The sequence below is a fragment of the Pseudohongiella sp. genome (assembly GCF_011050365.1).
Lineage (GTDB): Bacteria > Pseudomonadota > Gammaproteobacteria > Pseudomonadales > Pseudohongiellaceae > Pseudohongiella.
The window spans coordinates 101,093-122,633 of sequence record NZ_DRFV01000010.1 but is presented as its reverse complement, the minus strand read 5'-3'; the positions used below and the strand labels follow the sequence as shown (position 1 = coordinate 122,633).

Sequence of the window (21,541 nt, the reverse complement as noted above, 5' to 3'; positions counted from 1 at the left end):
CAATTGGATACAGTTTTCCCTGATTCCCTGATGTACCGGTAAAACACGGAAGGCACGCCGGTGAAGTAGCGAGTTGCTTTAGCTAATGACGAGTAGAGCAGTACGTTCCTAAAATAATAATCACAGGGGGAATATCCATGTCTAAGTGGCCTGGTTTCCGAAGAAAAGCTCTGGTGCTTACCGGGGTCATGTCGAGTGCAGCCTGCCTGCCTGGTCTTGTTCAAGCACAGGACAACGCAGAATCCGAAGTCGAAGAAGTCATTGTCACCGGTTCCTACATTCGTGGCAGCCCGCTGGATGCGCCATCACCGGTGCAGGTGGTGGACAGAGCGTCCATCGAAGCGCAGGGCGCGGCCCAGATCTGGGACGTTATCAAAAACCTCGAAGTTAACTCTGGCTCTATCAGCAACGAAGGCTCGGACGGTGGCATCGCAGAAATGGGCGCGACCTCCGGTATGGCCAATATCAACCTGAGAAACCTCGGTGAGAACTCTACGTTGACGCTGATCAATGGTAAACGCATGGCGCCGGCTGCGACGGTCACGCCAACCGGCGGTGAGTTTGTTGATATCAACACCATTCCCCTGGTCATGGTTGAGCGCCTGGAGGTGCTGACCGATGGCGGCTCGGCGCTCTACGGCGCTGATGCGGTGGCCGGTGTGGTCAACGTCATCATGCGTACCCAGTTTGAAGGACTGGAACTGTATGGTGATATTCAGGCTATTGAAAAAGACATGGGCAACCAGGATCGCACCCTCAGTGCCATCTGGGGCTGGGCCAATGATTCCGGTTCTACGCATTTTGTGTTGTCTGGTGAAATGTTCCGTCGGGACCCTGTTCCTATCAGTGCGGCACGGTATTTTGATGAGCGGTCTGAGTTTACCGGCACCGTGGGTGGTTTTGGAACACCGTTGGCAAATGCGGCGTTTGGTTCCAACGTCAACTCTGCATATCTGAATCAGGAGGTGATGGCGCAGGCGGTGGCGGAAGGTGGTAACGCGGACCCCAGGTACACTGACCCGTTGTGTTTCGAGCTCTCGTCGGCAGACGGCGCGCCTTATTTTACCGGTACCCGGACTGCAGACCGGGGTGAACCCAGCGCCAGTTGTCGGGAAGATACCTATCAATGGTCATTGCTCAATGTCGGCATGGAGCGCGACAGCGTTGCAGGCGCCTTTAATCATGCCTTCAATGACACGGTGGAGTTCTATTCCTTTGCGCAATACTCCAGCAGCGACATTGAACGCTCCGACGCCGGGGCTTATTCCGCCCGTGGCCCAACCATGTTCCTGGCTCAGCCCGGTGCGCATGTGGGTAATCCGGCCTGGGGTGGTTATTCGATTGGTCAGCCCATGGAGCTGGGTTATTTCGCGCCGTCAATCGGGCTGGCGCGACCCACGGCAGCCGACATCACCAATGCCCCGACCGATATCCGCAATGGCGGCATTAATGTACCGTCTTACGGCGCTCCCAATATCGGTAGCTCGCCGCGTATGGGCGGTGGCAACCAGGTTAGCCGCACGGAGGCGGTGAGCGTCCAGACCGGGCTCAAAGGCGAATTTATTGCTTTCAACAACCGCCGTTTCAACTACGACGTCAGCTATTCGTGGAGTGGTACCAGCTTTGAGCTTGAGTACAAGACCTTCCAGCGTGATCGTGCACACCTGGCGGCCAATGGCCTGGGTGGCCCCAACTGTACACCCAATGGGGTCCCGGACTTTGACTTCCTCAGCGCACGTGGGCATATATCACCCGCTATTCCAACGGGCTGGGATTTTGTCGGTGCCAGTATGACGCAGCTGTTTTTTCCCGGTTTTGTCTTCAATACCAGGGAGTCGTTATCGTTGGCACTGACCAGTAATAATCAGGGGCAGGGCGGATGTGAGTTCTATAACCCCTTCCTGACTCGCCAGTCGGATCCCAATCTGGCCAACTCACAGGAGCTGGTCGACTGGATGCTACCCACCATACGACGCTCGGACAAGCGCAATAAACTGGGTGTGTTTGATGCAGTGCTGTCCGGCGAGATGTTTGAAATGGCGGGTGGTGTCGCCCAGTTTGCGGTGGGCGCTCAGTACCGTGAACAGAGCACTGCGTCCATAGCACCGGCGATGAATCAGCCGGGACTTAACGCAATTGCCGGTTACGGCGCGGATGGCACGCCGAATGAATTCCAGTATGTGTCCAACAACTTTGAGTGCTCGGAGTGTATCTTTAACTACGATCATACCCGTACCACCAACGCTGCGTTCATGGAAGTGTCCTTGCCATTTCTCAACGGCGTTGAGTCCCAGGTAGCCCTGCGTTACGAAGATTACGGCGGTCGGATCGGTAGCGAGGTAACACCCAAAGTGGCCTTGAGCTGGCGGCCCACCGATTCCCTGCTGGTGCGAGGCTCCTTCTCGCAGTCTTTCCGGGCGCCTAATATCGGGGTTCAGCTGGAAGGGCTGGAAGCCGGCCAGGTGACTTTCCGTGACCCTATCAGTGCCCAGGCTGTCCGCGCCGGCATGGCCGCACCGACCAATGCCAATGCAGAGCCTGAAACCACCTATACGGTGGGGACACCGGCACCGGATATTGGCAATGAATACGCCAACACCTACAGTGCCGGATTCATCTGGACACCGCAGGGGCGCCTGCAGGGGTTCAGCTTTAATGCGGATTTCTGGCGTTTCGAGGTCAAGGACCGGGTGATGCCACAGCCGGCTATTTCTGCCATTGGTGGTGAAATTTCTGCGTTTGAGGTTGCTGCCGCCAATCCGGATAATTATGTCGTTAATGGCACCATTGCCAGCAGTCCCAGTGCGGCTTATGCTGGTCTGGATCCCTATCAGTCATGTGATCCGGCGGCGCTGTCAGCGCAGTGGGGTGACGATCCGGAGGCTTCCAAAACATCCTCTGGTCAGGTAATACCATTGTCGCGTCTGGATTGTGTGGTTGATCCGCGCACCTACGTCGTTGATGGTGTTGTGCGCTCGGCTGGCAGCACCACCGGCAGCCTGATTACCATCAGTTCAGCCACGATCAACGCTGGCGAGGTGACTGCTGATGGTGTTGACCTGAAGGCGTCTTACGCCTGGGATACTGATATGGGTCGTTTCCGTATCGCCTCTGATTTCACATTCGTTAACCAGTACAAGCTGAGTGATGTGCCCGGGTTGGAGCTGGGGCTACGTGAAACCGGTCTGTTTGATGCGGCAGGGACCACCGGTGATGGTTTGCTGGTGCGTTCGCTGCCTGACAAAAAGGGCAACCTGACGCTAAGCTGGACCGCCCCCAGCATGAAACATACCGTAACCATGATCAACCGTTTTGTCGGCTCGTATGATAACCTGGCGTACGAAGACACCTTTGAGAACGGTAATGACTATGTGCGTTCGATTGTGAATCGAGAGATTGATAGCTACCACAGTATCGATCTGCAGTACAACTACGTGCACGAGTGGGCTAACCGGAATCTGGGTACGACCCTGTTTACGGTAGGGGCGCACGATGCCTTTAATGCCGAACTTCCGTTCCATTACAGCGGTGCGTTAAACTACGATGCATATCAGTTTGATGGTCGTGGTCGCCGTTTGTATGCTCGTGTTCTGATGCAGTTCTGATCGAGCGGAGCACTCGCTTCACAAAAGCAAGAGGGGGCAGGTTGCTGGCAACCTGCCCCCTCTTGCTTTTATTTAATGCTTTCTATCCAGTGTTTTTATTCGATGGCTTTGTCGAATTAAAATAAGTCGTCAGGCACTTCCGGCAGTGTTTCGAAACCCGGATAAGCAAAGTAATACCCCTGGAACAGATCAATGCCTTCTCCGGCCAGCCAGCGATACTCTTCTTCGCGCTCCACGCCCTCCGCAAGCACATCGATATTCAGTTTCCGACAGGTCAGCACCACGCCCTGAATAATGGCCTGGCGTGCGGGTCGCTGGTCAACATAGTCAATCAGTACGCGGTCGATCTTGATGTAATCGGGCTGAAATTCGGCTAACAGGTTCAGACCCGAGAACCCGGCACCAAAGTCGTCGATCACGGTAGTGAAGCCCAGCTTTTTGTAGGTTTCAAAAATGTTGACCAGGTGCATTTTTTCCCTGACTTCCTCGCTTTCGGTCACTTCAAAGTGAATCTTCTCCGCAGGAAAGCCGAATTCCCTGGCGGCTGCCAATGTGGTGCGAATGCAAAGCTCTGGGCGATAAACGGCATTGGGCGTGAAATTGATATTGAGGGCTACTTTGATGTTGAGTTTGGTCGCCAGCTCAATCGCCCTGACCCGGCAGGTCTGGTCGAAGTTATACAGATTGTCGTTGTTGATCTGGTCGCGCACATAAGCAAAACCCTGACCTTCAGGGCCACGGGCAAGGGCTTCATACGATACAACTTCGCGGGTACTGGCGCGAACGATGGGCTGAAAGGCAAAGCTCAGGTCAAACTGGTTATCATCGTTGTCCCGGCATCCGCTGCATCCCAGCTCCTGCGGCTCAGCGTTATGTAATTTGATGGTTTGCAATACAACCTCGCATATCCACATTGTCTCTATTTGTTAAAAAGAGCATATCACGTTGAAACTTTACTGCAGAACTGCCATAGCTAATATTACGTTCAAGTTACCGCGTGACAAATTTCCGGCTGTAACGGCCCAGTATGGCGCCAAAAATCAGCAGCATACTGCTCAGGCTGAAGGTCAGTCTGAAATCCTGTTGCCAGTCGATCAGCAATCCTGCAATGGCCGGTCCCAGCAATTGGCCGAGGGCAAAGAACACCGTCACGAAGCTGACTGCCATGGCGGCATGCTGCTGCTTCACGGTGCTGGTTGAGGCGGCCAGTATCGAAGTGAACAAACCACTGACCGATGCCCCCATCAACACATAGTGCAATACAAAGACGGGTGTCTCAGCGTGCAGGACAGGCATTATTGTAGCCACGCAAGATAACAGCATGCAAATCAGCAAGGCATTGGCATGGCCGATATGGTCGGCGGCCCAGCCCCAGGCCGGGCCGGCGACTACCGAAAGCAGGCCCATCAGCGCAACCAGTCTGCCCGCGGTGATCGGAGTAACGCCCGATTCCAGTGCGAAGCTGAACATGAACAGGGTTTGTACGATATAGGTAGCGCCGAGGATACCGTAAACCGCGCCAATCACCACAACATGTCGATTACGGTATACGCTGGCCAGGCCATGTCGGACGCTAACGGCTTCAGCGTGCCGCGGCGGCTCACGTAGCAGAGTGGCAGTCAACGCCAGCGTCAGCATGGCGCTGATAAAGAAGATGCCCCAGACGAGGCGCCATGCTGTGGGGCCGGCGGCATTGGTCAACGCGGGAACCAGCGCTCCGCTGATCAGAATGCCCAGCCCTACGCCACTGTTGGCGAAGCCGATAACGGTGCCGCGCCGGTCAGGGTACCAGCTGCCCAGCAGCGATATCAGCGGGGTAAACGCAAAGGCGGTGCCAAAACCCAGCAGGGTCATGGCTAACAGTAGCCAGCCATAGGCCGATACCAGACTTAACAGCAAAAAACCGGTGGCGGCCAGGCTCAGCCCGGTCATTATCGCCCGCTTGCCGCCGAAACGCCCGGCAAAAACGCCGGCGTACAGTAGCAGTGTCAGGTACCCCATGGCTGTTACCGTGCCAAGGTTGGCAGCCTGTGTGTAGCTTAGCCCCAGATCCTCGCGCATGGCAGGCAATACCAGGCCGTAGGCGAGGCGGGCAAAAACCACGGTGACCATCGTGCAAAGTATGCCCAGGCCACTGAGCAGCAAAATTGATGGGCGGGAGGGCAGCGCATGCGGGATACTGCTTGCTTCGGGGGCAGGAGTGGACAATGGGCGCTACTCTCGACTAGGGTCACTGTGCGATTGGGACGACGGTACGATCGAGTTTAGCAGACCCGGGCGGTATCATCGACTGACGCTGGCGGTTACAATAAACAGTCAGGGATTTGAGTGTTCAGGAGCAGCTTGATGGTTAACGTTTATATTGCCGATGACGATCCTTTGCTGATTGATTTGTTGCGGTTCCGTCTGGAGCGGAAGTCTTACCTCGTGCGCAGCACTAACGATGGCGAAGAGGCGCTGGAGCAGATCCTGGCGTCACCGCCCGACCTTGTGATTCTGGATTATCAGATGCCGGGGCGTAATGCTCATGAAATCGTGAAAGTCCTGAAGCAGGATGCCGTCTGTCGCGATATCCCCATTCTGGTATTGGCTTCGCAATGGAGCGAGGAGGATGTTATCGAGGCCTTGCAACAGGGCATCACCGACTACGTGATCAAGCCATTTTCGCCAGATGAATTATTATTTCGTATTGAACGGGCACTGAAGAAATGACCATGCAATCAGAATTGGCCGCCACGCCTGCGGGCACCTGCTGCCAAAGCAAGGTATCGGTGCCTGTGGCGCGATGGCTACTCATTGTGCTTGCCTGTCTGGGGTCAGCAAGCCTGCAGGCGCAGGACTATGACCAACTCATTCAGCAGGCTGTCACGCAACGCAACGCCGGAGAGCTTGAGGCCGCCGAACAAACTCTGCGTGTCGCTTACCCGATTCCGCCGGATAAAACCGAAGTGGCGACACTGCTGGCCATGGTGATCGCGTTTCAGGCGCGCTACAGCGAAGCGCTGGACTTGCTGGAAGAGGCCCTGGCGCAAAACCCCGAAGATACAGGTTTGCGCCTGGCCCGTGCCAGGGTGCGTGCTTTTCAAGGCCTGTTCGCCGAAGGCGCAGAGCAGACGGCAGAGGTACTGCAGCAGCATCCGGACAATATAGAGGCCTTGAACCTGGCCGGCCGGATTGCGCTGTATCAACAGCGGCCGGGGCAGGCAGTGACGTATTTTGAGCGTGCAGGAATGCTTGATGACAATGATCTGGAGTCGTGGATCGGGCTTTATGATGCCAGGGCCGCTCAGGGCCAGGATGAGCTGGCCCGGCAGGCGCTGGCGGCTGCGGCGCAGCTGGCACCGGACCATGTTGATGTCAGGCTGCGGGTTGAACGTACGCTGAGCCCGCCCGGTCCGGTTAACGAATTGATTGTTGGTTTTGACAATAGCCGCTTTCGGGATGTTGCGCTGAGTCACTGGCGGGATCAGTTCATTGAGTACCGACGTCAGCGCAGTCTCAACAGTACGTATTATCTCAGGGCGGAAAACAACCGCCGGTTTGATAACCGGGATACCGTATTCGAGGCGGGATGGCTGGGTAACCAGCAGGGTGCGCTGCCCTGGCAACTCTCCGCAGCAATCAGTGGTGACAGTGAATTTTCTGCCCGCTACCGGCTTCGCGGTGCTGTATCTGTTCGCCTGAATGAAGGCAATGACTACGTAGGACCCACTTTGCTCACCCCATCGCTGCAAGTAGCTGATTACAGGACCGGGACGGTGTCGCGGCTGGGTGTTGATCTGGAGCACTACGTCGCCGGCACTGCGCTTTGGCTGACACCCGGGTTGGGCCTGGTGCGTGACGAAGACAGCGACACCAGCGTCAGCTGGATGCTGGGCCTCAACTGGCAACTCAGCGGCCGTTTCAGGGTTGGTGCCAGTATTGCCGACGGTGCAGAGACCGAAAATCGTATTACCACTGACACCCGCTCGCGCAATGCCTATGTACTTTGGCAAGCGACGCCGGGTGTCGCGCTGCGCTTTAACGCTGGCCGTTATGACAGGCGCAATTCGTATTCCCGCGAAAACTACGGGCTCAGTGTCTCCTACCGGTATTAATAACATGCATGTTCGCCTTTGGTCTGATGGGCTCACCTGGGCTGCCGTAAGCAGCAGGCGGGAGGTGTTATGTACCTGCTGGAGCTGATATGGCTGGCGACATGGGCGCTGGCTGGCGCTTCTCTGCTGATATTGCTGGTGCTGGTGGCTCGACGTGCCATAGATGAGTACAGGACCAAACGTTACAGTGAGGTCAGGAAAGCTATTCAGCAGATCCTGTTTCGTTACATGCTGGATGACAGCGAGCCGGATCAGGCTGACCTGCAGAATCTGCTCGACTTTCGCCGTCGTGACAAGCCGGTATTGCGCAAACTTGCAATTGACCTGTTTCATCTGGTGCGCGGTAAAGAGCGCACCCGATTGGCGGAGTTGTTGCGCAGAATCAGCTTCAGAAAAGAGTGCGTAAAGGATCTGGCCCGGGGCCGCAGTCGCCAGCGCCACCTGGCCGCTGCCGCCCTGCAAATGTTCCCCGATAAAAAAACTGAAAAAGCCTTGTTGAAAGCGCTGAATGACCCGGATGAAGAAACCCGCATCGCCGCAGCCGATTCCTTGCTGGTCATTGATGCACTGCCAGATCTGGATGTTCTGATGGAGAAACTCAAATTCTCCATCGCGGCAAAATCACGTGATGTGCGCACGTTGTTCCGTGACATTGCCAGGGTCTCGCCTGCTCACCTGATATCTCTGGCTGCGCACAGTAACCTTGGCATTACCGAAAAGTTGCTTATTGCAGAAGCCATGGTCGACGCCCGCGATTACCAGGTGCTGGGCGTGCTGTTGCGTTATGCCGGGGATGCAGATGCAGAAGTGAGAGCAGCCGCCTTGCGCGCATTGTCTGCCCTGCAGCATCCTGCCGCTGGCGACGCAGTCCGGCGCGGCCTGTCTGATATGAGCTGGCAGGTGCGCGCGGTCGCAGCCAAGGCGGCTGGCCGCATTGGTATGCAGGAGTGTCTGTCGGCGCTGAATTTTCTGGTGGATGATCGCAACTGGTGGGTTCGTTTTCGTGCCGCTGAAGCATTGTTCAAACTGGGTGACGACGGCATCGTCGTGCTGCAGGTACGGGCCACCTATACCGGCTGTGGCGGATTCGGTCGCGGTGCAAGAATGGCGGCGCTGATTCTGGATGAAAACGGACTGCGCCAGTACACTGAGGCGCAGGAGGTGTTGAATGCTTGAACAGATCACGACGCTGTTTCTGCGTGCACTTAACGGCAGCGCCGAATGGGTGGTGGGTTTTGTTATTGCGGTCGGTCTGGCACAAAACCTGGTAGTACTGATTCAGTTACTGATAGCCAGTGGTAGCATGCGCCGCGAGGATCAGACGCAAAACCGTGAAACCTTGTGGCAACAACGGGCACCGGGGGCGCCTCCGATATCGCTGATTGCGCCGGCGTACAACGAGAGCATGAATATTGTTGAAAGTACCCGATCACTGCTCAGTATCCGTTACCCGCATTTTGAGGTCATTGTGGTCAACGATGGCTCGAAGGATGATACGCTGCAGAAACTCATCGATAATTTTGATCTCCGGCCGAGCCTTCGGGCATACGATAATCTGGCACCGCACCAACCCATCCGTCGCGTTTATCAGTCGGGCCGGTATAACAACCTGGTTGTTGTTGACAAGGAAAACGGCGGCAAGGCCGATGCGCTTAACGTAGGCATCAATGTCTCGCGCAGCCCACTGTTTTGTGCCGTCGATGCTGACTCCATGCTTGAATCCGACGCGTTGTTGCATGCTGTGCAGCCTTTCCTGAGTAACCCGACGGAGGTGATTGCGGTGGGCGGCACCATTCGTGTTGCCAATGGCTGTGATATCCGTGGTGGCAGGGTGACCCGGGTAGGGTTGTCCAATAAGCTGATTCCATTGCTGCAGACCGTGGAGTATACCCGCGCATTTCTGGTTGCCCGGGTTGCCATGAGTGAGCTGAAAGTGCTGATCATGATCTCCGGAGCTTTCGGTATTTTCCGCCGCTCATCCACGCTCGCTGCCGGCGGCTATGATGTCAATACTGTCGGTGAAGATTACGAGCTGGTGCTGCGCCTGCATCGTTACCACCGGGAAAACAGGATCCCTTACGAAGTGGTATCGGTAGCAGAACCCGTATGCTGGACTGAAGTGCCCGAGAACCTGACAATTCTGTCGCGACAACGCAGGCGTTGGCAGCGCGGAGCGTTGGAGACGTTTTTCAAACACCGCAAACTACTGATGAATCCACGTTATGGTCGGATTGGTGTCATCGGTATGCCGTTCTCATTGCTGATTGATGTGATTGCGCCGCTGGTCGAGGTGCTGGGTTATGTGCTGGTACCATTGTTGTGGTTCAGCGGCATGCTGAACCCGGCGTTCGCACTCGCCTTTTTGGCATTGACATTTTTCTTCGGCATTTTTGTCAGCGCCGGCGCGCTGATACTGGAAGAGGTGGCCTTGCATCGGATTCCGAGGGCCAAAGACCTGCTTAAATTGATAGCCATTGTTCTTATTGAGAACTTTGGTTATCGCCAGCTCAATAATATCTGGCGCGCACAGGGCTGGTGGGAATTCATCCGCAAGAAAAAAAACTGGGGCGAAATGACCCGATCGGGACTGGGGCAGTCGGCAAAACCCGTTAAGCCGGGCCCGACCGGAAAACCACCTGCCAGCTGAAAACTCTGCGGTGCTGTGTTAACCACGCTACTTTATGATGTCGGACCAGGCGTCGGTTTTGTCGGCAAGCGACATGGCCGCATGCGCCGGGCTGGTTGAGGGCAACCGTTGCAGCTGTATGTGCTCTCGTTCTGCTGGCAGGGTGGGCAGAACATATCGCAAAAACACCGTTTCCGCTTTGGCGCCATTGAAATATATTCTTTTGACCCTGTCATGTTGGCTGAGGAAGCCGGCAAAATCGTTTGCAACGATGGATGATGTAATTATGTCAGAATCCAGGCTCCCGGATCGGGTACAGGTCTGCAACACATCCCACAACGCGATATGATTTTCCTGCAACGCCACCAGCCTGGATGCGTAGGGTAAGTTGTCCGGTAGATTCAATAGCCGACTGAGAATTGTCCAGAAGCCGTTGCGTGGATGCGCATAGTATTGCTGCGCACGCAATGATGCCACGCCCGGCATGGAGCCCAGAATCAACACCCGGGCATCATCACCAGCAACCGGCGCGAAACTGTGAATGCGATGGCTCACGGCTGGTGCCCGCGAATTTTCGACAGCCGCGGATCCGCCATGCTTGGTCTCAGAACACGCATCATTTTGTCACCTTGGCGGGTTAGTCAACCCTCTGTTGTAGTCAACCCACTGTTATAGTCAATCCACTTGAACAGTATTCATAGTTATGGCATCCCGCAAACCACACTGAAGCCAGGACAACCCCGGGCTTAAATGTGGTTTGCAAGCAGCTAAACGCGTTAGCTGCGCTGAACGCCGACCTTGTTCGCCTCCAGCAACTTGACCGCACGAATCAGCGGCCACATGATCACAGCGAAGGCAAGCACTGACCAGACTCCCAACAGGTTCAGCGCGGTACTGATGCCATGCATGTCGGCGAGATAGCCGACAAACGGGCCGGTCAGGATAAACCCGAATCGGAACAACAGGCTGTTCAGCGAATTCACGGTGGCGCGGAAACGCCCGGGAATCCGCCGGTTCAAAGCGTTGGCCAGAATCACCTGGTACAGACCGCGGCAAAAGAACAGCATAAAACACAGTGCCACGCCGGCCCAGCCACCCAGCCAGGCCATGCCGAAGATGCCGATCACCGGTAGTACCCCGATCACCACCAGAGCAAATACCGCGCCTCTGGTTTTCTCCAGAACATACCCGCATTTGCTGGCCAATGCTACGGTCAGGCTTTGCGCGAACCACAACGCTCCGAACAGGGCGAGCGACAACCCCATGTTGTCCCAGTATGGCTGTATCAGCCATGCCACATGCACCGTGGCGAGGTTGTATACCGGCAGTGCGATGAATACCATGCGCAGGATACGATCACCTTTGGCGACATGCTGGTAAATATCCCTCAGGCTGACGACACGATCGCCGGGCTCGGCGGCGTTGTCAACCGGGGGTTCAACAACAAGAAATGCCATCCACAGACAGACCCAGGCAGTCAATGACTGTATCAACACCATGGCGTCGAACGACCACATCGCCAACAAACCGCCGAACAGGGCGCCAAGTCCTTCCGCCAGCGACTTGGTAAAGCCAAGTTGCGACAGGCTTTGCGCGTGTTCGCCCTCGTCATTGGCCAACGCTCGTTCACTGTCATACAGCAACGCCAGATCAGCGCCTGACAGCATACTGACAGCAAGGCCCAGTATCAGCTCGAAAATCACCAGGCCCCAGAAGCCGTCAGCAAAGTTCAGCCATAAAAACCCCAGGCCGTGCGCCAGTGCCCCGATCAGCAGCGCCAGCCGGCGTCCCATGATGTCGGCGAAATAGCCCGACGGGGCTTCCAGTACCACAATCGCACCTGCGTAAATCGCCTGCAGGTAGAAGATCTCCGACAGACTCAGGCCTTTGGACTGAAAAAATGGCACCAGCACCGGCACAATTAGCAAAAACATGTGAAAGAACGCCAATGCGTAAACAATATTGATATTTCTTTGCAGTTTATTAACCACAATACACTCCTTCGCTGGCCCCTGAGGCCCGCACTACTATCCCTTTTTGTTGTTCCCGGCGTTACCGCCGGGTCTGGCTATGGCTTTTTTCAGACAAAGAAAAAGGCCTCTGAATTTTTGGAAACTCAGAGGCCTTCGTTAAACTTTATTTGTAAAGCTGACACTAATTACAAACTACGTTTGGCAGACCTCCTGCTCCATTTCACCGTTGCGCGCAATGCGCTGGCTACGCACAGGCATACCTGTGAATGACGCCCAGCACAGCACCACCGGTGTGGAAACCGGTTTGGTGGTGGACAGCGCATAGCGATGTCGCATTGTGTCTGGTGAAATAATCATGAGACCGTGCCTGAAAAAAGATTTATCTTCGCAACCTGACGTTTGGTCAGTCGCGAGGGAGGGGAATTTTATGCCTATTATTCTGAAAGTCAATATGGGTAATAAAAAAAATATGAAAATTACCGCTTCGTCATTCGATTTGATTCGGTACAATGCAGCGCTGATATATCGAAGGGAGTAGTTTCATGTGGTTTAAGAATGTCCGCCTGTATCAATTTACCCGGCCGTTTGAGTTGTCTGCCGACGAGCTGGACAAGAAACTGTCCGGGTTTGTGTTTCAACCCTGTAGCAGTTTTGAGCGCAGCCGCTTTGGCTGGATCAGTCCGCTGGGCAAAGAGGAAGAGGCGCTGACCCACAGTATGGGACACTTCATAATGGTGTGTGCCCGCAAGGATGAGAAATTGCTGCCGGCCTCGGTGGTGAACGATGTCGTCAATGAAAAAGTCGAAGAACTGGAAGCCCGGCAAAGCCGCAAGGTTTATCGCAAGGAGAAATTGCAGATCAAGGATGACGTCACTGCCGCGCTGTTGCCGCAGGCGTTCTCCCGCACCCGCAAAGTGTTTGCCTATATCGATAGCCAGGCCGGATTGCTGGTTATCAATACCAGTAGTGCCAGTGCCGCTGAGGAGCTGATCTCCGGGCTGCGCGAGAGCCTGGGTTCGATGCCGGTGGTGCCCGCCGATGTGCAGCAGGCACCGGGCTCCGTGATGACACGATGGTTAGAGGCGCAGGTGGCTGAGGGACAGTTCGACATCAGCGAGAACTGCGAGCTGTTCAATCCGGCGGAAGATGGCAACTCGATACGCTGTTCCGGTCAGGATCTCACCTCTGATGAGATCAGGGTGCATCTGGAGGCGGGCAAGCAGGTCAAGAAACTCGGTGTGGTGTGGAATCAGAGTCTCAGCTGCGTCATTGCTGACGATCTGACGATCAGTCGGTTGCGCTTTGAAGACATGGTACTGGAGAAAGCACAGGAAGCGGATGCAGAAACAGCGGCACAGCAGTTTGACCAGGATTTTGCCGTCATGACGCTGACCCTGTCCGGCTTGTTCAGCGCTTTGTTTGATGTCTTTGGTGGTGCCAGAACGCTGGATGGCTGACCATGACTGACTAGTCCGATTGCGCTTCAGGTTCGTAGACTCGATAAACGCAGCCAAGCCTGCTTTACTCGATACAGGAGCATGAAATGCATTCAGTTGTCGGGCGCTGGCTGGTGCCATTGCTTATATGGGCAATGGCGAGCCAGGCCAGCGCCCAGAATCTGCCCCGGGTTGAACTCTCGGCTGTGACTCGGGGCCCGATGCTTGAAGAAGTACCGCTAACCGGTTCCGTCACGGCCCTTCGCCGATCAGATATTTCGGTCTCCATTGCCGGACTGGTGCTTACGCGCCAGGTTGATGTGGGTGACCGTGTCGCTGCCGGTGATACCTTGCTGACCCTCGACGCGGAGCTGTCAGAGCTGGCACTGATGCAGGCGCGGGCGCAGCAACAGCAGGCAGAAAGCGAGCTGTCCGAAGCGCGTCGTGTGCTTGATGAAGCCCGATCGGTAGGCGCAGGCACCAATATCGCTACCACCGAAGTCAACCGTCGCCAGAGCGAAGTGGCAACTGCTGAAGCCGCGCTGGCTGGCGCACAGGCCGCGCTGGCCATTGAGCAGGCGCGGTTGCGCCGACATCGCATTACCGCACCTTTCGCCGGCGTCATCAGCAGTCGCCGGGCAGATGCTGGTGAGTGGGTGCAACCAGGCACGCCGGTGTTTACGCTGATTGATACCGATACGCTGGCGTTGGACTTTCAGGTTCCACAACAGGCATTCCCCAAGCTGAATGACAGCAGCGTACTCCATGTCAGCGCTGCTGGTGCGACACGCGACAACGCCAGGCCGGCTGCTATTGTCAATTGGCTGCCGGTGAACAGCGGCGAGGCGAGAACCTTCCTGCTGCGAGCCCGGCCGGAACCGGGGTTCAACCTGAATCCGGGCATGAGCCTGGAGGGTACGCTGACTGTTCAGCGGGACAGCGACGCGCTGTCGGTACCCCGTGATGCGCTTAATCGTTATCCCGATGGTCGGGTGACCGTCTGGGTAGCGGAATCCGGGGGTGACGGTGACACCTACAGCGTCAGCGAGCAACGCGTGATGTTGGCCGGTACCGCCGGTAACCGCGTGTACATCGAATCGGGCCTGGGCGGCGATGAATTGATTGTATCGCGTGGCAACGAGTCGTTGCGCCAGGGGATCGATGTGGAGCGCGTCGGCGGGGCGCAGCGCTGATGTTTGTCAGCGTTGTCAATCGTGCCATCCTGGTGACCGTCATCACCTTGATCATCACTGTCATCGGCGTCGTTGCTGCGACCCGTATCCCGGTGCAGATGATTCCCGATGTGGAACTGCGCACCATCAGCGTGGAAACGCGCTGGCCCGGCGCCACGCCGCAGGATATCGAAAAAGATATCCTGATCGAGCAGGAGCGGTTTCTGCGCAATGTGCCCAATCTGAGCCGGCTGGTGGCCTCGGCGGGCAGTGGCTCGGCACAGATTGAGCTGGAATTCCCCTTTGGCACCGATGTTGTCGAGTCCATGATTCAGGTCAATAACGCCCTGAGTCAGGTTTCCTCCTATCCCCGCAATGTTGACCAGCCACGTATCGTGGCGGCGTCATTCTCGTCCAATGCTTTCATGTACTTCCGCGTCGGGACCTTGCCCGGCAACCCGGCAGACATTGATATCGAACGGATGCAGGATTTTATCGAAGATCGGGTGCGTCCTCTGATGGAAAGCGTGGCGGGTGTCTCGGAAGTGTCGGTGGGCGGTGGTACGGATCGTCAGATACAGGTGGATGTGGATGGCTCTGCGCTGGCGCAGCGAGGATTGAGTGTACTGGATGTGCGTGATGCAATTCTGGCCCGTAATCAGGATATTTCCGGTGGCGAACTGACGGCCGGCAAGCGGCGTTATCTGCTGCGCACAGTTGGTCGCTTCGAGTCCCGGGATGAATTGGGTGACGTGGTGCTTTTGCGGCAGGGCGATGCAGTTGTGCGCCTGGCAGATGTCGCCAGCATCAGTCAGGGACAGGCGCGACGCAGGGAAATATCGACTTACGATGGCGAACCGGTGCTGGGTATGCAGGTGCGTCGTCAAAGCGGTTCCAATGTGCTGGCGATCAAGCGTGCCATGATGGACGAGGTTGAGTTGATAAATCGGGACGTCCTGGCACCGGCGGGCCTGATACTGCAACTGAGCACAGATGATACCCGATATGTCGAGGCATCAATCGGCAATGTGTGGACCAATCTTGGTATCGGCGCAATATTCGCGACGCTGGTCATGTTTCTGTTTTTGCGCTCGGTCAATGCCACGTTTGTTGGTGTCATTGGCATACCGTTGTGCGCGGTGGCGGCGTTTCTGGGGTTGATGTTGACGGGGCGCACCATCAACGTGATTTCGCTGGCAGGCATTGCGTTTGCCATCGGCATGACCATTGATAACAGTATTGTGGTGCTGGAAAATATTGAAAGGTTTCGACGCAAGGGGCTGGACAGATTTGCGTCGGCTATCGAAGGTGTCCGTGAAGTGTGGCCCGCGGTGCTGGCATCCACCATGACCACCGTGCTGGTGTTTCTGCCGATTCTGTTCATTGAGGAGGAGGCGGGGCAACTGTATTCCGATGTGGCCATTGCAATCTCCAGTGCCATCCTGGTGTCGATGGCTGTTGCCATCTTCGTGATTCCGACCTTGAGTGCACGGCTGGATTTCTCTCCCACGTCTTTCCGTCGCCGGCAGCAGACAGGGGCTACCGACAGATCTGCGCCGGGGGCCACACTATCGTTTGCCAGCAACGCCATACGCGGCCTGATAGAGCGACCGGTGCGGCGATTGCTGGTCATTGGCAGCACGGTGTTTGCCTGCGGCTTTATTATTCTGGTACTGACACCGCCGGCAGAGTATTTGCCCGAAGGCGAGGAGGCGAAGACGTTTGCCTCCATGAGTGCACCGCCGGGTTATAACCTGGCAGCCATGGCCGAGATCGGTGAGCAGGTTCGCCAACACATGCTGCCGCACGTCAATGCTGATCCGGGTGCATTCGAGCGCGGTGAAACCGAAATCCCGCCCATCACCTCACTGAATCTGTCGATAACGGCCACCGGTATCCGCATTATTGCGGAGACGGTTAATCCACGCCATATCGAGGCGCTGATGACGGCCCTGACCGATTACTACGAGACCTTTCCCGGCATGCGTGCATTTGCTGCCAAAGGCTCGATTATTTCCAGTAATGATGGCGGAACCCGCAGCATCAACATGGATATTTCCGGCCCCGACCTGGTATCTGTCTACACCGCTGCCAACCTGGCATATGACCGGGCGCGCGAGGTATTTGACAACCCCAGAATCCAGTCCCAGCCGTCAGCCCTGAATCTGGCGCAACCTCTGGTGCAGATCCGGCCTGACTGGCAGCGTGTTGCCGAACTGGGATTGTCCGGCGATGCCATCGGTTTCACCGTGGCTGCGCTGACCGAAGGGGCTTACGTCGATGATTTTTTCCTCGATGATGACAAGGTAGATCTCTACCTTTACGGCGATCGCGGCGCCGATCAGGCAGCAATGCTGGCCGATCTGCCCGGGCTGTTGCTGCGCACGGGCGACGGCCGCAGCCTGCCATTGTCGTCACTGGCCACCATCGAGGAAACCGTCGATACCAGTACCGTGCGCCGGGTCAACGGGCGCCGAACGGTAACCCTGAATATCATCCCGCCCGATGATATTGCGCTGGAGACGGGCGTGGAGATGGTGCGTACAGAGTTGATTCAGGCCTTGCAGAATGAGGGGCACTGGCCGACAGGGGTAGATGTCAGTCTGTCAGGCGCCAGTGATCAGCTTAACGCAACGCGTGATGCCCTGATGGGCAATTTCCTGATTGCGGTGCTGATTGTTTATCTGTTGCTGGTCGCAATCTTTTCCCATTGGGGTTATCCGTTGTTGATCATGACCACGATTCCGCTGGGTGTGGCCGGCGGCATCGTCGGGCTTGCGCTGATGAACCTGGTCGGTGGCCTGCTCCCCCTGATGGGGCTACAGCCGATCAGCCAGCCCTTCGACATGATTACCATGCTGGGTTTCCTGATCCTGATGGGAACGGTGGTGAACAACCCGATTCTGGTGGTAGACCAGGCACGCAGAAATCTGGCAGAAAAGCATGTGGCGGTTGTTGATGCGGTGGCGGCAGCGGTCGACTCGCGTCTGCGCCCGATTGCCATGACTACACTGACCACGCTTTGTGGTCTGGCACCGCTGGTGCTGCTGCCGGGGGAGGGCACCGAACTTTATCGTGGTGTCGGCGCCATTGTCCTGTTTGGTCTGGTTGGCGCAGCAATCGTGACAGTGACGTTTTTACCGGCGCTGCTGGTGCTGATATTGGCAAGGTTCGGCCCGGGGCATCAGGTATCCGAGGCCCCGGCGCCCAGCGTAGCCAGTGCCTCCTGAACCTGTTTCAGGATATCTGAAGCACTGTCACCTGAATTCATGCCTTCCGACTGTGCGGTCAGCAATTGCCGGGCGTCGTCGTCCCAGCGGCGCAGAAGCTGAATTTTCTGTTGCGCACTGAGCTGGGCGTCGCTCACGACCTGGTCAGGTGAATCAAAGGCGCTGGCCGGATCAAGTAACATATCGTCGAATTTCATGATGTTGCCTCCTGCATTGGCTTTTTCAGGCATTTAATTCTCTCACGGCTTGCCCGTGATAGCCAAACACCCCGATTCAGCACCTTGTGCACAATCGACTGGCTGGTTACGCGTCGAGCGTGGCATCCATCGTGATATCAGCCTTCAGCAGTTTGGAGACAGGACAGCCGGCTTTGGCCTTGTTGGCGATGGACTCGAAGCCGGCCTGGTCAATTTTTGCGATCTTCGCTCGCATGACCAGATGCACCGCCGTCACCGCAAAACCGTCATCGACTTTATCCAGTGTCACCGTGGCTTTGGTGTCAATGCTGTCGGGCGTGAAGCCGGCCTCGCCCAGCAGCATGGAAAACGCCATCGAGAAACAGCCGGCATGCGCTGCCCCGATCAATTCTTCGGGGTTGGTGCCAGGCGTGTCTTCAAAGCGTGTGTTAAAGCCATAGGGATTGTCTTTCAGCGCCCCGCTTTCGCTGCTGATGGTGCCTTTACCCTGTTTCAGATTGCCTTCCCAGTGGGCCGAAGCATGCTTTTTCATGGTTTTTACTCCTCATATTGGTCGAAGACTACAGGTAAACATATCGCAGGCCGACGGTAAAGTGGTGGTCATTCAGTGGTTTGAGACTTATGCCATATGTTACGTACCGAACATACGGTTGTGTGCAATCCCTGTAGAATGGGTTACGCCGTCCGGACGTTGGTTCTGCCCAATATTGGGTTTGGTCACTGTCCTGCGTTCGCCAAGGAGATAAATTTTGACTACAAGATTAGCCACCAGCGCGGCAATACAAGTCGACCCGGCTGAGTCGGCCCCGGGACAGAATGTGCTGCTATCGCTTCTGGACGCGGAGGCTAAAGCACGGTTGACAGGGGAGCTGTCACTGGTTGAACTTAAACTGGGGCAGGTGCTGTCCGAGTCGGGCGACAAAATGGGTTATGTGTATTTTCCGACAAATTGCATCGTGTCGCTGTTGTATGTCATGGAGAATGGTTCGTCCGCGGAAATTTCGGTGGTGGGTAATGAAGGCCTGGTCGGCATTTGCTGCCGGTAAACTGCAGAGGCTGGGCGTCATTACCTATAGCCGCGGTAAGATAGCAGTGCTGGACAGACCACAACTGGAACGCTTGACTTGTGAATGTTACACGGTGTTAAAAAAAGAGACCGACCGGCTGTTCGTAGAACTGAAGCATGCAGCGGGACTCTCAGCGGCACGCTAATTGTCGGCGCTGTTATATACGCTGCCGAACAGACAGGCCAGGGGAGGGTTGCATACACTCCAGTGCGGTTAAGATATTGCAGCGTATTTATCCGCGCCCGGAAGTGGCGCGCTGCAGTTGCCGGATGCAATTATGTCTGCAAAGCGCTCCGCTGTCTCAGTCAATCGTTTGCTGGACTCACTGCCCGCTGCGGTAAAGCAGCGGATTCTGGATAACAGCGATAACGTTAAACTCAACTTTGGCGAGCTGTTGTGCGAATACGGTGAAGAACCTCAGCATGTCTATTTTCCCCTGAGCTGCCAGCTATCTCTGGTGATCTGCATTGACGATCATGCGCCATTCAAATTGGCCATGATCGGCGCTGACGGCATGCTGGGCGCCCATGAGGTTCTGGACGTCAATGAAGCAGCCATGCGTGAGATTGTGCGAGAAGAAGGTTATGCCATAAAACTGACCCGGCCGACATTCAGGGACTTGCTGCAGAACAGTTCGCCTCTGCAGGTGACCGTCAAACGCTATCTGTTCGGGTTGATGTCGCAAGCCAACAGAACAACGGGCTGTAATCAGTTTCACCGGGTCAGCAGCCGCCTGGCGCGCTGGTTATTGTTGACCAATGACTGCCACTTGGTTACTGACCCAGCAACACCTGTCGGAAATCCTGGGCGTTCAGCGCAGTGCCATCAGTATCGCAGCCAGTTTTCTGCAGAATAAAAAACTGATCAGTTATTCCCGTGGCCTGATCACGATACTGGACAGAACAGGGCTGGAGGCAGAGTCATGCGCGTGCTACGCCATCATGGCCGCTGACCGGGACCGTTTCTGAGCCGCAGCCGTTGAGCTGATCAGGCACTCGCTGGAGAGGACGGACACAATCAGGCAGTGCAATGCTGATCTGTACTGGACAAGGCATCACGTGTATATGCCGGCAGATCCAACCCCTGTGCTGAATCCACGATAGCGGTAATAGCGATAAGTGGCGCCGTTGCCGAGACGTTACCAAACACGTTGGCAAAAGCGACATCAGCCGCATCGCGTCCTGTCCCCAGTCTGACCAGTCCCATCGGCTCAGTTACTCCGCTGGGATCGAACAGGTACCAGCGCCCGCTGAGCATGACTTCGACGTAGGCATGAAAGTCGGTGGGCCCCAGGCTGGGATCGGCGCCGTAATCAATACCCGAGGCAAATCTGGCCGGAATATTCAGCGCCCGACACATGGCAATCATCAGGTGTGCAAAATCGCGACAAACCCCCTTATGATCAAGCAGTGTTTCCAGGGCTGAGGTGGCGCTGCCCGAGCTGCCGCTGACGAAACGTGTCCGTCGTGTCACCCAGTCACGAATGGCCATGACACGATGATAACCGGGTGTCATGGAACCGAACTCGTAATTGGCCAGTGATGCAAACTTATCTGACTGGCAGTAGCGGCTGGGATAAATATACGTCAACACATCCAGCGGCAATTCAGACACTGGCATTTCATGTAGCGTGTCAGGGTTTGCATGAAGATGGTTGATTTCGACTATACCCTGGTAGTCTAACGTCAATTCACCAGGCCATGCCTGCAGTCTGAGGTAACGGCTGCCATGGCTATCCTGGCTCAATTTTTTTGCAATGACATCCTGTCTGATCGTTAATGACTCCTCAAGCACGCGTTGCCTGTCAGTGATTGCCGGGTGAAAATTGAAAATGAAATCGCAGGGTGAACTTAACACCTGATAGCCCAGTGTGATTGAAAAGCTTAGTCTGATCATATCAATGCATATCTCTGAACGAGCGAAAATGGGGTGCTTATTTGCTGATATCGAACTATCGTGTCCCTTATCATCATCCGTCACGTGGGTTATCGTATGGCCTTGTCACCGGAGTGGCTATGCCGCTAGCCAATCAGGCAACGAGTCAGGCGTTGATCATGCCACGGCGAATCGCGTAACGCACGAGATTGGCAACATTGTGAATATTCTGTCGCTGCATGATGTGGGTGCGGTGAGACTCG

At 55.9% G+C, this 21,541-nt stretch carries 18 protein-coding genes and 1 pseudogene; 11 read left to right on the top strand and 8 right to left on the bottom strand.

The window, feature by feature from the left end; all coding sequences use genetic code 11:
• The first annotated feature begins 137 nt into the window (after positions 1-137).
• Positions 138-3,605 carry a TonB-dependent receptor gene (locus ENH71_RS09205; protein ID WP_294133943.1) on the top strand — a complete coding sequence of 1,156 codons (3,468 nt, stop codon included), beginning with the start codon at positions 138-140 and terminating at the stop codon, positions 3,603-3,605.
• 116 nt (positions 3,606-3,721) lie between these two features.
• On the opposite strand, the gene ENH71_RS09200 is transcribed toward ENH71_RS09205, so the two are convergent.
• Positions 3,722-4,498 (bottom strand): EAL domain-containing protein, encoded by a 777-nt coding sequence (locus tag ENH71_RS09200; protein WP_294133948.1) that lies wholly within the window; start codon positions 4,496-4,498, stop codon positions 3,722-3,724.
• A gap of 97 nt (positions 4,499-4,595) precedes the next feature.
• Positions 4,596-5,813 carry an MFS transporter gene (locus tag ENH71_RS09195; RefSeq protein ID WP_294133952.1) on the bottom strand — a complete coding sequence of 406 codons (1,218 nt, stop codon included), beginning with the start codon at positions 5,811-5,813 and terminating at the stop codon, positions 4,596-4,598.
• A gap of 138 nt (positions 5,814-5,951) precedes the next feature.
• Between ENH71_RS09195 and ENH71_RS09190 the strand changes: the two genes are divergently transcribed.
• The 4 genes from ENH71_RS09190 to ENH71_RS09175 all read left to right on the top strand — a co-directional run bounded on the left by ENH71_RS09190 (position 5,952) and on the right by ENH71_RS09175 (position 10,349).
• The gene (locus ENH71_RS09190) at positions 5,952-6,317 is read left to right on the top strand and encodes a response regulator (RefSeq protein ID WP_294133953.1); all 366 of its coding nucleotides are present in this window, start codon (positions 5,952-5,954) and stop codon (positions 6,315-6,317) included.
• Between the two features lie 2 nt (positions 6,318-6,319).
• Positions 6,320-7,702, top strand: a complete 1,383-nt coding sequence (locus tag ENH71_RS09185; RefSeq protein WP_294133954.1) for a YaiO family outer membrane beta-barrel protein — start codon at positions 6,320-6,322, stop codon at positions 7,700-7,702.
• Between the two features lie 69 nt (positions 7,703-7,771).
• Entirely contained in the window at positions 7,772-8,878 is a 1,107-nt protein-coding gene (locus tag ENH71_RS09180) for a HEAT repeat domain-containing protein (RefSeq protein ID WP_294133956.1), read from the top strand.
• Positions 8,871-10,349 (top strand): glycosyltransferase family 2 protein, encoded by a 1,479-nt coding sequence (locus tag ENH71_RS09175; protein WP_294133958.1) that lies wholly within the window; start codon positions 8,871-8,873, stop codon positions 10,347-10,349. Before ENH71_RS09180 ends, ENH71_RS09175 begins: the two co-directional genes overlap by 8 nt.
• A 27-nt stretch (positions 10,350-10,376) precedes the next feature.
• Here the strand turns inward: ENH71_RS09175 and ENH71_RS09170 are convergent, their stop codons facing one another.
• The 3 genes from ENH71_RS09170 to ENH71_RS09160 form a co-directional block, all read right to left on the bottom strand.
• Positions 10,377-10,883 carry a DNA-deoxyinosine glycosylase gene (locus ENH71_RS09170; protein ID WP_294133961.1) on the bottom strand — a complete coding sequence of 169 codons (507 nt, stop codon included), beginning with the start codon at positions 10,881-10,883 and terminating at the stop codon, positions 10,377-10,379.
• 221 nt (positions 10,884-11,104) lie between these two features.
• Positions 11,105-12,319, bottom strand: a complete 1,215-nt coding sequence (locus ENH71_RS09165; RefSeq protein WP_294133963.1) for an MFS transporter — start codon at positions 12,317-12,319, stop codon at positions 11,105-11,107.
• Positions 12,320-12,493: 174 nt separating this feature from the next.
• Entirely contained in the window at positions 12,494-12,658 is a 165-nt protein-coding gene (locus ENH71_RS09160; RefSeq protein ID WP_294133965.1) for a hypothetical protein, read from the bottom strand.
• A gap of 185 nt (positions 12,659-12,843) precedes the next feature.
• Between ENH71_RS09160 and rdgC the strand changes: the two genes are divergently transcribed.
• The 3 genes from rdgC to ENH71_RS09145 all read left to right on the top strand — a co-directional run bounded on the left by rdgC (position 12,844) and on the right by ENH71_RS09145 (position 18,139).
• A complete protein-coding gene (rdgC, locus tag ENH71_RS09155) occupies positions 12,844-13,758 on the top strand; it encodes a recombination-associated protein RdgC (RefSeq protein ID WP_294133966.1) in 915 nt (304 codons plus the stop codon).
• Between the two features lie 86 nt (positions 13,759-13,844).
• Positions 13,845-14,930, top strand: a complete 1,086-nt coding sequence (locus ENH71_RS09150; RefSeq protein WP_294133967.1) for an efflux RND transporter periplasmic adaptor subunit — start codon at positions 13,845-13,847, stop codon at positions 14,928-14,930.
• Entirely contained in the window at positions 14,930-18,139 is a 3,210-nt protein-coding gene (locus tag ENH71_RS09145; RefSeq protein ID WP_294133970.1) for an efflux RND transporter permease subunit, read from the top strand. Before ENH71_RS09150 ends, ENH71_RS09145 begins: the two co-directional genes overlap by 1 nt.
• Here ENH71_RS09145 and ENH71_RS09140 read toward each other — a convergent pair.
• Both ENH71_RS09140 and ENH71_RS09135 read right to left on the bottom strand, forming a co-directional pair.
• Positions 18,094-18,336, bottom strand: coding sequence for a hypothetical protein (locus tag ENH71_RS09140; protein WP_294133977.1), 243 nt, complete (start codon positions 18,334-18,336; stop codon positions 18,094-18,096). The two genes, ENH71_RS09145 and ENH71_RS09140, sit on opposite strands and share 46 nt — an antisense overlap.
• 106 nt (positions 18,337-18,442) lie before the next feature.
• Positions 18,443-18,868, bottom strand: a complete 426-nt coding sequence (locus tag ENH71_RS09135) for an OsmC family protein (RefSeq protein WP_294133979.1) — start codon at positions 18,866-18,868, stop codon at positions 18,443-18,445.
• A gap of 391 nt (positions 18,869-19,259) precedes the next feature.
• Between ENH71_RS09135 and ENH71_RS09130 the strand changes: the two are divergent.
• The 3 genes and pseudogenes from ENH71_RS09130 (at position 19,260) to ENH71_RS16170 (ending at position 20,371) form a co-directional block, all read left to right on the top strand.
• Positions 19,260-19,548 (top strand): annotated as a pseudogene (locus tag ENH71_RS09130) (hypothetical protein).
• 132 nt (positions 19,549-19,680) lie between these two features.
• Positions 19,681-20,259, top strand: a complete 579-nt coding sequence (locus ENH71_RS09125) for a Crp/Fnr family transcriptional regulator (protein ID WP_294133981.1) — start codon at positions 19,681-19,683, stop codon at positions 20,257-20,259.
• Positions 20,162-20,371, top strand: coding sequence for a helix-turn-helix domain-containing protein (locus ENH71_RS16170; RefSeq protein ID WP_414704703.1), 210 nt, complete (start codon positions 20,162-20,164; stop codon positions 20,369-20,371). Before ENH71_RS09125 ends, ENH71_RS16170 begins: the two co-directional genes overlap by 98 nt.
• Positions 20,372-20,420: 49 nt before the next feature.
• Here ENH71_RS16170 and ENH71_RS09120 read toward each other — a convergent pair whose 3' ends face one another.
• Positions 20,421-21,299: a transglutaminase-like domain-containing protein gene (locus ENH71_RS09120; protein WP_294133983.1), complete on the bottom strand. Its 879-nt coding sequence runs from the start codon at positions 21,297-21,299 to the stop codon at positions 20,421-20,423.
• Positions 21,300-21,541: the final 242 nt, after the last annotated feature.